Genomic DNA, 12,387 nt, shown 5'->3' with positions numbered 1-12,387 from the left:
AAATATAATTCTGAATGACATTTGTGTTTAACTGAAATCAGGTTCTTATTACTAATCACTCATTAAACCTTACTAAACAAAATATACAGACTTTACAAATATTTTTCAGGGTTATAATTGAGGCAAGTATAAGAAGTTTCCATTAAATTAGGAAAGGCGAGAGATCAATGCTCTATAAGAAAAAATTACCGTTATTTATATTTTTGGTTCCCGGTCTGCTATTAATGGTTTTATTTCTCTACAAACCTTTTATTGAGAATATTATTAACAGCTTTTATGATATGACCTCTGTTGTGAAAATGCCGGGTCAGGAATGGAAATTTATTGGCCTGGAAAATTATAAAAGACTATTTCAGGATACGAAAGTTAGAACAGCTATTCTAAATTCTTTCAAAATGATGATATTATCCGTTGTTTTCCAAGTTGGTATTGCTTTTCTGTTGGCTGTTTTAGTTAGTAGAATAAATAAGGGCCAGCACATCTTCAGAACAGTTTACTTTTTCCCCATTGTAATTTCTGCATCTGCAATTGGATTGCTATTTAAATTATTTTATAATTATAATGGTGGAATGCTAAATCAGATAATGATAGCTCTGGGGAAGGAACCGATTAACTGGTTGTCCACAAGTAAGGCATTTTCCATGATTTCCATACCTATTATATGGAGTTATGTAGGTTTCTATTTTGTTATTATTCTAACCGGATTAAATGCAATTTCTGATGAACTTTATGAAGCAGCATCCATTGACGGATGTTCTAATTTTAAACAAGTTTTTTATATTACCATACCAATGGTCCGTGGAGTTATGTGCTCTTGCATTACTTTAGCAGTTACCGGTGCATTGAAGGTTTTTGATCTTCCTTGGGTAATCGTTCCCAAAGGTGCTCCACAAGGTGTAACACATTTCTTAGGAACTTATATGTATGAACAAACATTTACTATAAGTAACATTGATTATGGTTCAACAATAGCTTTTGTTATCGTAATATTTGGTGTGATTGTTTCCAAAATAGTATCAGTCCTGATAAAACCGGATAAGAATCTGTAATAAGGGGGTTGAAAATTTGTCCGAAGTAAAGAAGAAAAAGAAAAAAATTAAAGTATCAACTATCCTTATCTACATTATTTTAAGCTTATGGGGAATTACAACTATATTTCCATTTGTATGGGTAATCAATAATTCCTTTAAGCCATCAAGAGAGGTTGTTAATAGTTCATTTTCATTACCTATAGAATTTACCATGCAGAATTATGTTAAGGCTTTTGATAATTTAAATATTTTAGAGGCATATAAGAATAGTTTTATTATATCCGGAAGTGTAACTATTGCAGTTATGATATTAGCAAGCATGATTGCATTTGCAATGACTCGATATAAATTCAGAGGGAGGGAATTCATTCACTCACTTATTATAGCAAGTTTGATGTTCCCTGTGTTTTCTACCATTATTCCTGTCTTTAAAATGATGTCTCAGGCAAACTTAATTAGTAATCCTTTAAGTGTTATTATTCCTCAGATTGCAGGTAATTTAAGTTTTGCATCTGTGATTATGATGGGTTATTTAAGAGGACTCCCTATTGAAATGGAGGAAGCTGCTTATATGGAGGGAGCCAACATTAGACAGGTATTTACACGGATTATTGTACCTTTATGTAAACCGTCGCTGGCAACAGTAGGAATTTTTTGCTTTCTATGGTCTTATAATGATTTATTCACTCAATTGATCATGATTCGAAGGAGAACAAAATTCCCTATCTGTGCATTGTTAAACGAAATCAGTTCAAAATATGGAATTGATTATGGATTGATGGCATCTTCCATAACAATTATCATAATTCCTGTTTTGATTGTATATATATGTCTTCAAAAAAACATTATAAAAGGTTTGACAGCAGGAGCAGTAAAAGGATAAGATAAAAGTAACAGTTGTAAATAATTGAGGGATGGTGTATGTATAAAGTTGTAATTATTGATGATGAACCGATTATCGTGGAAGGAATATCTCGTATGATCTCATGGGACCAGTATGATTGTACGGTTGTGGCAACGGCCAATGATGGCAATGAGGGCGGGGAAGTTATTAGAAAGTATAAGCCTCACATTGTTATCACGGATATTGCTATGCCGGATTTGGATGGCTTAACTATGATAGCAGGCCTGAAATCCGAATTTGATAATATAGAGATAAGCATTCTCACGGGATACCGCAAGTTTGAATATGCAAGACAGGCAATTAATCTGGGTGTGACCAGGTTTTTGTTAAAACCTTCCTCCATGGAGGAGATTGAAGAAGCAATTAAAACTATGGTAAATAATCTAAAATCTCATAATATCTTGCCGGATATAGAGGAAACTGATGGTACACAAAATACCAAATTAGACAGTGAAGCAAATAATTTTATTGTCAATAATGCAATGAAATACATAGAACAGAATTATGCTCATAAGATTACCTTATCTGAAGTGGCTGAAAAAACATACGTCAGCCAATGGCATTTAAGTAAACTTTTGAATCGGAACCTGGGACAAAATTTCTCTGAAATTCTAAATAATATTAGAATTCGGGAAGCAATTGAGTTGTTGCGGGATCCGTCTCTTAGAATAGGTGATATATCTGAAAAAGTAGGTTTTGTGGATTTAGCCCATTTTTCAAGAATATTTAAGAAAAAGATGGGTATATCCGCAAATGAATACCGTAATACTATTTTGGAAAGTTCAGAAAATAAAAAAGGCCCTAATAAAGAGCGTTGCCACAAAAAAGCGTGAGAACTCCATAAAAATGGTTGGTGACGGGGAAACAGGTAGCAAAAAACTAAATACAATATATAATAGCTACGGCGGTTTTGATGTTTATAAAACCGCCGTTTTCGTTAAAAAAGCGGTGCAAATATTCTTAAAATAGAACTTGCAAAGCGCTTAAAACAATTCTTATATTTACTTTTTTCATAATAGATAAGTTTGCTTTCTTCAATCGTACTGAGAAAGTCTTTCTTCATATCCATAATGCATTCTGACTTATACATCCATACGCCGCATTCAAAATGAAAATATAAACTGCGGTAATCTAAATTAATAGAACCCACTACACCATAAAGGTCATCCACTATAATATTTTTGGAATGAATAAATCCAGGTGTAAATTCATAAATTTTGACGCCGGATTCCATTAACACAGGATAGAAGGAACAAGACATCATAAAAACTATCTTTTTATCCGGAATATAGGGAGTAATGATTCGAACATCTACACCGCTTTTGGCGGCATTACACAGGGCTGTTACCATTTCACTGTCTATTATAAGATAAGGAGCTGTAATATAGACATAATCTGTGGCTTTATTAATTAAATTAAGATATACGGTTTCACCCACTCCTTCATAATCCAGCGGAGTATCGTTATAGGGCTGAACGAATCCGGAAGGATTATCTTCTTCAGAAAGAGTAATAACTTTATGGAATGGGGAAGTATCTTCGGTTGAGCCATCTAAATAATCCCAAGTAGATAAGAACATAGCAGTAAAATTCTGTACGGCATCACCTTTTACACGAATTACGGAATCCTTCCAATAACCATGTTTATTAATAACATTAATATATTCATCAGACAGGTTAAATCCTCCGGTAAAAGCGGCTTTACCGTCAACTAATAATATTTTACGGTGGTCCAGATTGGTACTTACCGTTGAAAAAATCCAACTATAGGGTCTAAAAACATGACATTTTATTCCTAAGGATATTAATTTTTTATCATAATGAGCCGGCAGAGTAAATAGAGAGCCTACTTCATCATAAATAATTCTTACATCCACACCCTCTTTCACCTTTTTAGTAAGAATATCAAGTACACCGTCCCAGAATACACCTTCTTTTATAATAAAAAATTCTAAAAAAATAAACTCTTTTGCTGATTTTAAAGCATTCATAATATCATTATAAGAAGCTTCTCCAGATGGAAAATAGGTGCAGGAACTATTTTTATATATGGGACAAAGAGACTTGCCCTTAATATAATTTGCCTGGCGGTAGGCATGAATATCAATCTCTTTCAGTTCCGAAAGAATGGCATCGCTTCCAAGGGAGAAATCTGATTGTATTTTGGAATATATGGAATTTAGTTCTGCCTGCATTTTTTTTACCGGTTAGTTTTCCACCGTAAAGGATATAAACCAATACTCCAAAAACAGGAAAAAGAAAAATAGTGAATAACCAGGTTACTACAAATGTGGGATTCATACGCTTATTAATAATCCAAAGCATAGCAATAAAGCTAATAATAAACTTTACTATATAATATAAAACAAAGTATTGGTGGTATTTAATAACCATTATAATAAATAGGAATATTTCCGCTAAAATCACGATAAAAGGGATAAGTACTTTACTGGCTATAAATTTTATTTTATTCAAAATTGATTCACTCCATTCCGGGTTATATCCTTAAGGCAGGGTAGCTGTTAAGATTGGGCATTTTTCAGAATTTTTAAAACAATTATAGTATTAGCATAATTTTAACAAAAATACGTAATGTAAGCTGGGTTAATTAAATGAGCTATAATTATTGAAAATTTAAATATATTCATTATTCACAATAAAGTTGTCTTTTTTGCCACCGAATTTGTCAAAAAAATATCATTCATTGCAATCTCTTAATCCTGTTTGTATAATAAAAACAAATGTATCTGTAATTGTAGGAGGAAAGTGTGAATGGGTGCAAAATTGGCTAAATGCACATTGGAACAAAGTAATTCCAAAAAGCAAATCGATGAAGTTTTAAAAAAGTTTAGACGCAAGTTAGATGCATATCCAATGGGAGTTTGCCCTTTGATTGTACAAATGTCTTTACTACATACATCAAAAAACCAGACCTGCGGTAAATGTGTTCCCTGCCGTGATGGATTACCCCAGTTGGAAGAATTATTACAACTTGTTTTAGACGGAGAAGCAACAAAAGATACTTTAGAGGAGATAAAGCACTTAGCTGAATATATACGGGATAATTCAGATTGTGCCATTGGTTACGAAACTGCAGGGGATATGTTGGAGGGCATGGAAGTCTTTTATGACGAGTACATAAGTCATATTGAGAATAATAGCTGTCAAAAAGGAACAGAGCAGAAGCTGCCTTGTGTAGCCCTATGTCCGGCACATGTGGATATACCAGGTTACATTTCTTTGATTGGTGAAAAGGATTATGCAGGAGCTATCAATTTAATTCGTAAAGATAATCCTTTCCCTACTGCCTGCGCCATGATTTGTGAACATCCCTGCGAAGAGCGCTGCAGACGCAGCCTGATTGATAGTCCTCTAAATATAAGGGGTCTAAAGAAATTTGCCGTAGACCAGGTGTCGGCAGATACCGTACCTTTGCCCCAAAGTAATGTAACAACAGGTAAAAAGATCGCTGTTGTGGGAGGGGGGCCAAGCGGATTGACCGCAGCCTACTTCCTATCACTTATGGGGCATAAAGTGGTGATATATGAAGAAAATGATAAGCTTGGAGGAATGCTAAGATATGGAATACCAAATTATAGATTTCCCAAAGACCGTTTGGAAGAAGATATAAAAGCCATACTTTCTACCGGTAATATTGATGTAATCTATAATAGCAGTGTAGGAAAAGACATTCCTATAGAAAATATCCATAAAGAATACCATGCCCTATACGTTGCTATCGGGGCTCAAAGGGGAAAGGGCTTAAGAATAGAAGGAGCCAATTGTGGTAATGTAACATCAGCTGTGGATATGCTTCGGGAAATTGGTTACGGAAATTATCCGGATTACTCCAACAAAAAGGTAGTGGTAATTGGAGGGGGTAATGTGGCAATGGACTGTGCCAGAAGCGCCCTTCGGTGTAAAGCAGAGGAAGTTACCATAGTATATCGAAGGCGGCAGGAGGATATGACTGCTCTAGCCAGTGAAATAGAAGGGGCTGTTATGGAAGGAGTTGAATTAATGACCTTACAGGCACCTCTTAACATAGAAACGGATAAAAGCGGAAATTGTACGGCCCTTTGGACACAGCCTCAAAGGATTGGTGCATATGACAGTGAAGGACGTCCCCGTCCCGTAGATGCAAGGAAAGAACCGGAACGAATTCCTTGTAATATTATTTTAATAGCAGTTGGTCAGGATATTATAAAGGGCCCTTTTGAAGAATTTGGAATGCCGACAGATGGTAATTGTTTTGTCACTACATCGGAATGTGCTGTTAAAGAATTAGAAGGAGTATTCTCAGGAGGAGACTGCGTTACAGGGCCTTCTACTGTTATAAAGGCAGTTGCAGCCGGTAAAGTTGCAGCCTTTAGCATTGACGAATACTTGGGTTATCACCACAAAGTAAATGCTGGAATTAAGATACCGGATGCAAATCCCAATAACCGTATTCCAACGGGACGTGTAAATCTAACGGAAAGAAAGCCAAGTATCCGTAAGCAAGATTTTCTTCATATAGAGAATGAAATGTCTTATGAAGAAGCTATGCAGGAAGTATCCAGATGTTTGCGATGTGACCATTATGGATGCGGTGTATTGGAAGGAGGCAGGGACTGATATGGTGAATATAATAATAGACGGTAAAAATATTCAGGCAAAGGAAGGAAGCACTCTTTTGGAATCTGCTGTTTCTGGAGGAATTAAGATACCTACTTTATGTTATCTAAAAGAAGTCAGCACTATAGGCGCCTGTAGACTTTGTGTAGTAGAAGTAGAGGGAATGGAACAATTAGTTACTTCCTGTAATACCCCTGTGAAAGAAGGTATGGTAGTCCGTTCAAGAAGTGAAAAAGTAATAAAGTCAAGAAAAATGACCTTGGATTTGATTTTATCCAACCATAGTACAAATTGTTTTTCCTGTCCTAAGAATGGAGATTGTGGTCTGCAAAGTTACTGTAAAGAATATGGAATAGAAAAATCTTCTTACGAAGGCAGCAGAAGTAAAATCAAAAAGGAAATCCTTCATTCCCATCCCTTTTTATCCTACGATCCAAGTCTTTGCATCCATTGTCAAAGGTGTATTAATACCTGTTCCAAAACAGTAGGAAGAAAAGCCATAACCTCTGGAAAAAATGGAATATTTACTGTTATTGATGCACCCTTTGGTGAGGACTGGAAGAATACTATCTGTGAATCCTGCGGTAATTGTGCACAGGCCTGTCCAACCGGAGCATTAACAGAAGGTCGAAGAAAAAAATATCAGCCTTGGGAAGTAAGAAAGGTTTTAACAACCTGTCCTCACTGCGGTACAGGATGTCAATTATATCTTGTGGTAAGAGGCAATAAAATTGTTGATGTGGTAAGTGCCGAAGGCCCCTCCAACAAAGGACGGTTATGTGTGAAAGGACGTTCCGGCTCCTTTGATTTCATACACTCCAAAGAGAGATTAAAATATCCGTTAATAAAGAATAAAAAGACCGGTGAATTTGAAAAGGCAACCTGGGAAGAAGCCATGGACTTGGTTGCTTCCAAATTCCTGGAATTAAAGAAAGAATACGGCCCGGATTCTTTAGCAGGCTTTGCATGTTCACGTTCCCCTAATGAAGATATTTACATGATGCAAAAGATGGTAAGAACCTGCTTTGGTACCAATAACGTGGATAATTGTGCCCGTGTATGCCATTCTGCGTCAGTAGCCGGTCTTGCCATGACCTTAGGCTCCGGTGCTATGACTAACCCTATTTATGATATTACACATCATGATGTGGATTGCATCTTACTTATTGGCTCCAATCCGGAGGAAGCTCATCCAGTTGTAGGTATGCAGATTCGTAAGGCAGTTGGTGAGGGTGCCAGACTAATCGTAGTAGATCCCCGGGATATTGGATTGTCCAAACAAGCAGATATACATCTGAAATTAAAGCCGGGAACCAATGTGGCTTTTGCAAATGGTATGTTAAATGTAATTTTGTCGGAGGGATTAGAAGACAAGGAATTCATTAAAGAACGTACGGAAGGTTATGAGGTTCTTGCTGAAATCGTAAAGGATTACACACCGGAGAAGGTGGCAGAAATCTGCCATATCCATCCGGATCAATTAAGAGAAGCAGCAAGAATGTACGCTGCAGCAAAGAAAGCACCAATTATATATTGTTTGGGAGTAACGGAACACTCCACAGGAACCGAAGGAGTTATGTCCATCTCCAACTTAGCTATGGCGGTAGGTAAACTGGGAAAACCGGGCTGTGGAGTTAATCCCTTACGTGGACAGAACAACGTACAGGGTGCCTGTGATATGGGTGCCATGCCGGGAGATTTTCCGGGATATCAAAAGGTCAGGAATCCGGAAGTAATAGAAAAATTCGAAAAAGCCTGGGGAGTTCCTTTAAATCATAAGCAAGGAACCCATGCAACGGATGTATTTCCGGCAGCAACAGAAGGAAGAATCAAGGGACTTTATATTTTTGGTGAAGACCCGGTTGTTTCCGATCCTGATACCCATCATGTAATAAAAGCGTTGGAAAGTCTTGACTTCTTAGTAGTACAGGAATTATTTATGACGGAAACTGCCAGGTATGCAGACGTGGTACTTCCCGGTGTCAGCTACGCAGAAAAAGAAGGAACCTTTACCAATACGGAAAGAAGAGTACAAAGGGTTCGCAAAGCAGTAACCATAGAAGGTGAGATGCGTTCAGATGCGGATATATTTATGGATTTAATGAACCGAATGGGATATTCTCAGCCTTATTTAACAGCTTCCGAAATCATGGAGGAAATTGCTTCTGTAACACCAAGTTTTGCAGGTATCAGTTATGAAAGACTGGATGCAGGAGAAAGTTTACAGTGGCCTTGCACCGGAAAAAGTCATAACGGGACTCCTATTATGCATGTGGGCAAATTCACAAGAGGTTTGGGCTGGTTCTTCCCGGCAGAATACAGGCCTTCTGCAGAATTACCAGATGAAGAATATCCAATTATTATGATGACAGGACGTATTTTAGCACACTATAATGCAAGAGCCATGACCGGCAGAACTCCCGGACTAAATGAAATAGAAGGAAGGTCTTTCATTGAAATGAATGAGAAGGATGCCTTAAAACTGGGTATTGTCAACGGAGACAGGGTAAAAGTATCCTCCCGCAGGGGCGTAATAGAATCCACAGCAAGAGTTGGTGTAAAAGTATCACAGGGAGAAAGCTGGATGCCATTCCATTTTCAAGATGGCAATGCAAACTGGTTAACCAATGCTGCCCTGGATGAATATGCCCGCATACCGGAGTATAAGGTATGTGCAATAAAAATTGAGAAGGCGTAGATGTTAAGAATAATTCTGTTCTTACTATTCCTCAGAAAGACATTAATAAGGTTAGAGGTAATAATATGGAGATAACGGTAGGAATTCTTGCAGGTGGAAAAAGTACCCGTATGGGAATAAACAAAGCATTTCTCCCATTTAGAGAAACATCATTTATAGAAACTATTGCAGAAGAATGTGAAGATTTCTCTAAAATTATTCTGTCAGTGAATGATTTAGAAACCTATAAAAATATAGGTTATGAATTAGTGCAGGATGAAAAAAGTGGATTTGGGCCATTGGAGGGGGTTTATCAGATCCTAAAAAAAGCGGATACGAAGTTTGCTCTAATACTGGCTGCGGATATGCCTTATATTAATAAAAACTTCTTAAACAAGTTCTGTAGCTGTTTGGATAACCCTGTCCTGTTAAGAAATGACCAGGGAGAGATGCCGGGCTGCATTGTCTTACGGGCTGATAATATGCTGGAGCCTTTATGCAGTTTATATTCCAGAACGACTTTGCCTTTCCTGAAAGAAATGAGGGAGCAGGAAGAACATAAGCTTAGGATGCTTTATGAACGGGTATATACCAGATATATAGATATTGAGAGTTTGGGATATACAAAACAAATTATAACAAATATTAATACTCAGGAAGAATACAAGAAAATTATAGAAGCAAATTAAAGATATTAAAAGATAAATATTATACTTGTTCCTGAGAATTTTATTTTTAACAATGAAGCAAAATATAATTTTCTTAATCTTAAACAAAGCCTATCTGCTTTACTTAACAGTAAGAATAGGCTTTGTTTCTTTTTTATCCACAAAATTGGAAGCAGGAAAAACTCTAATATAAATATTCATAGAAAAACATTCTTTATAAAATCCAACCTACAAAATAATCTCCATAAAATCTCCATAAAACAAATATATACTTCTATTAAAATATACGAATTAATAGAAAGGAACTTACCATGTCCAATAATAAGAAAACCAATCATTCTAAGAAAAAAAATACGAATCCGCTGTTAATAACGGCAATTGCGGTAGGCGTGTTGGCTATTGCAATAGTATTTTTGGTTCCTGAAGGAAAGGGAACCAAACTTCCCGGTAATATACCTGATTCATCAGATACCTCGAATTCAACAGATACATCCGATTCAGCCAATAATTCAGCTAACAGTTCCGATTCAACAGATTCCTCCATTGTTTCCAGTGAGGATGCCATTCCGGCAGTTTTTAACGAAGAGGGTGATGTAGTCATCCAAACAGCAGACATATCAGAAACAGCAACCTTTTATACCATGGATGTAGAAGGAACCACGGTTGGCCTGTTTGCTTTAAAGGCTTCGGATGGAACCATACGTACCGCATTCGATACCTGCCAGATATGTAATGGAAGCCCTTACGCTTTTTTCATTCAGCAAGGAGACAAATTCCAATGCCAGAACTGCGGTAACATCTATAGTGGGGACATGATTGAGCAAGAACGGGGAGGATGTAATCCAGTTCCAATTATGGCAGATGAAAAAAAAGAGACAGACACAGAAATCACCATACCTTTAAAACTGATAAAAGAAAATGCGGATAGATTTGAGAACTGGAAGAAATTTTAATGAAAGAAAATAAAAGTTTAACTATTTTGGGTATGAGCTGTGCCCACTGTGAGCTGACAATTGAGAACGGGTTATCAAAGTTAAATGGTATAGGGAATATAAATGCCAGTTATGGTAAAGGGAAAGTATTTTTTACCTATGATAATAAAGTTGTAGGTTTGGATGAAATTAAGAACACAATCAATAAGCTGGGTTACAAGGTGGTAGAGGAAACCAATAAAATACCTGGAGGAAATAAAGATGCAAAAGAAAGTAATGTAGAAGAACTAACCGGTAATTCACAATCTCTTTATATACTGATTATCCTTATTGGCGGGTACATAATTTTAAAACGCTTAGGATTATTAAACTTTACAAACTTTTTTCCAAGAATACAAAGTAACATGGGCTATGGCATGATGTTTGTTATAGGTCTGCTGACCTCTTTGCATTGTGTAGCCATGTGCGGCGGCATTAACTTAGCCCAGAGTGCAAATGCTTCTAAAAAAGGTGCATCTGCCATATACCCTAATCTCCTATATAATCTGGGGCGTGTCATATCTTATACATTAATAGGTGGTATTGTAGGGGCATTAGGCTCCGTTATCAGTCTTGGAGGCGGATTTCGCGGCGCAGTAGCAATCTTTGCAGGTGTATTTATGATGATAATGGGACTTAACATGATGAATGTATTTCCTGCTTTAAGAAGATTTACTATTAAAATGCCAAAATTCCTTGGAAGAAAAATAGGTAAGAAGAAGACAGAAAGTCATTCCTCTTTTTATATAGGGCTTTTAAATGGACTTATGCCCTGCGGACCATTGCAAAGTATGCAGCTATTTGCATTATCCACCGGAAGTTTTTTCTACGGTGCATTATCCATGTTCCTGTTCAGTTTAGGAACCGTACCTCTTATGTTTGGACTAGGAGCCTTAAGCAGTAAACTGAATAAGAAATTCACAGATAAAATGATGTCAATTTGTGCTGTTTTAGTTGTTGTTTTGGGAATTGGAATGTTAAGCAACGGATTGGCACTATCCGGCGTGGCATTGCCCTTTCAAAATAGCAGCGGGCAGTCAATGACTGCACAAATAGAAGGCGGAATTCAAACCATAATCACACCTCTTGATTTTGGTACATATCCTCAGATAACCGTAAAAAAAGGTATTCCGGTCAAATGGATAATTCAAGCAGAAAAAGGCAAAATTAATGGATGTAATAATGAACTTATTATACCAAAGTATGGCCTTGAAATAGAACTTCATGAAGGAGAGAACGTAATTGAATTTACACCTACAGAGGCAGGTCAGATTGGCTATAGCTGTTGGATGGGAATGATACGCAGCTCCATAACAGTAGTAGAATAGAGTCATATTTTAATTGGCTCACTTGAAGTGGACTTATGTTTACGTCAAGTGAGCATTTCCCATGGAATGGAGTTCCCACTTCATGAATATTAAGTTAGTGTTACTGCCAAAGTGGCATTCTTAAGGGGACAATTCTTTTGAAAATTATCTCTAAGAGCGGTAAATATGTTTAACAGGCAATAAGAGATCTTA

The 12,387-nt window shown here is 36.7% G+C and carries 9 protein-coding genes; 8 read left to right on the top strand and 1 reads right to left on the bottom strand.

Translation table 11 applies throughout. From position 1 onward, the window contains the following. Positions 1-167 precede the first annotated feature (167 nt). From BM183_RS04425 to BM183_RS04415, 3 genes are read left to right on the top strand one after another with little or no spacing between them, the layout of a single operon-like run. Positions 168-1,049 (top strand): carbohydrate ABC transporter permease, encoded by an 882-nt coding sequence (locus tag BM183_RS04425; RefSeq protein ID WP_091684727.1) that lies wholly within the window; start codon positions 168-170, stop codon positions 1,047-1,049. A gap of 16 nt (positions 1,050-1,065) precedes the next feature. After that, positions 1,066-1,914, top strand: coding sequence for a carbohydrate ABC transporter permease (locus BM183_RS04420; RefSeq protein WP_170847886.1), 849 nt, complete (start codon positions 1,066-1,068; stop codon positions 1,912-1,914). Between the two features lie 38 nt (positions 1,915-1,952). Beyond that, positions 1,953-2,768 carry a response regulator transcription factor gene (locus tag BM183_RS04415; protein ID WP_091684723.1) on the top strand — a complete coding sequence of 272 codons (816 nt, stop codon included), beginning with the start codon at positions 1,953-1,955 and terminating at the stop codon, positions 2,766-2,768. A gap of 104 nt (positions 2,769-2,872) precedes the next feature. Here the strand turns inward: BM183_RS04415 and BM183_RS04410 are convergent, their stop codons facing one another. After that, positions 2,873-4,129, bottom strand: a complete 1,257-nt coding sequence (locus BM183_RS04410) for a phospholipase D-like domain-containing protein (protein ID WP_091684722.1) — start codon at positions 4,127-4,129, stop codon at positions 2,873-2,875. Positions 4,130-4,706: 577 nt separating this feature from the next. Here BM183_RS04410 and BM183_RS04400 point away from each other — a divergent pair. The 5 genes from BM183_RS04400 to BM183_RS04380 all read left to right on the top strand — a co-directional run bounded on the left by BM183_RS04400 (position 4,707) and on the right by BM183_RS04380 (position 12,195). After that, positions 4,707-6,551 (top strand): NAD(P)-binding protein, encoded by a 1,845-nt coding sequence (locus BM183_RS04400; RefSeq protein ID WP_091684718.1) that lies wholly within the window; start codon positions 4,707-4,709, stop codon positions 6,549-6,551. A gap of 1 nt (position 6,552) precedes the next feature. After that, positions 6,553-9,249 carry a formate dehydrogenase subunit alpha gene (gene fdhF / locus BM183_RS04395; protein WP_091684717.1) on the top strand — a complete coding sequence of 899 codons (2,697 nt, stop codon included), beginning with the start codon at positions 6,553-6,555 and terminating at the stop codon, positions 9,247-9,249. A gap of 65 nt (positions 9,250-9,314) precedes the next feature. Then, positions 9,315-9,917 (top strand): molybdenum cofactor guanylyltransferase, encoded by a 603-nt coding sequence (gene mobA, locus BM183_RS04390; RefSeq protein WP_091684715.1) that lies wholly within the window; start codon positions 9,315-9,317, stop codon positions 9,915-9,917. A 290-nt stretch (positions 9,918-10,207) separates the two neighbouring features. Then, complete coding sequence (locus tag BM183_RS04385; RefSeq protein WP_091684713.1) at positions 10,208-10,849, top strand: DUF2318 domain-containing protein; 642 nt, start codon at positions 10,208-10,210, stop codon at positions 10,847-10,849. After that, positions 10,849-12,195, top strand: coding sequence for an urease accessory protein UreH domain-containing protein (locus BM183_RS04380; protein ID WP_091684712.1), 1,347 nt, complete (start codon positions 10,849-10,851; stop codon positions 12,193-12,195). The genes BM183_RS04385 and BM183_RS04380 overlap by 1 nt, the downstream gene beginning before the upstream one ends. Positions 12,196-12,387 lie beyond the last annotated feature (192 nt).

The organism is Anaerocolumna aminovalerica (assembly GCF_900115365.1).
GTDB lineage: Bacteria > Bacillota > Clostridia > Lachnospirales > Lachnospiraceae > Anaerocolumna > Anaerocolumna aminovalerica.
The sequence above is the reverse complement of the archived record's forward strand: the minus strand, read 5'-3'. Positions and strand labels throughout refer to the sequence as shown.

What these genes read in the sequence shown, in the direction of transcription:
- fdhF (WP_091684717.1), top strand. Translation starts at nt 6,553, where the DNA reads ATGGTGAATATAATAATAGACGGTAAAAATATTCAGGCAAAGGAAGGA.
- mobA (WP_091684715.1), top strand. Translation starts at nt 9,315, where the DNA reads ATGGAGATAACGGTAGGAATTCTTGCAGGTGGAAAAAGTACCCGTATG.
- BM183_RS04380 (WP_091684712.1), top strand. Translation starts at nt 10,849, where the DNA reads ATGAAAGAAAATAAAAGTTTAACTATTTTGGGTATGAGCTGTGCCCAC.
- BM183_RS04385 (WP_091684713.1), top strand. Translation starts at nt 10,208, where the DNA reads ATGTCCAATAATAAGAAAACCAATCATTCTAAGAAAAAAAATACGAAT.
- BM183_RS04410 (WP_091684722.1), bottom strand. Translation starts at nt 4,129, where the DNA reads ATGCAGGCAGAACTAAATTCCATATATTCCAAAATACAATCAGATTTC.
- BM183_RS04400 (WP_091684718.1), top strand. Translation starts at nt 4,707, where the DNA reads ATGGGTGCAAAATTGGCTAAATGCACATTGGAACAAAGTAATTCCAAA.
- BM183_RS04415 (WP_091684723.1), top strand. Translation starts at nt 1,953, where the DNA reads ATGTATAAAGTTGTAATTATTGATGATGAACCGATTATCGTGGAAGGA.
- BM183_RS04425 (WP_091684727.1), top strand. Translation starts at nt 168, where the DNA reads ATGCTCTATAAGAAAAAATTACCGTTATTTATATTTTTGGTTCCCGGT.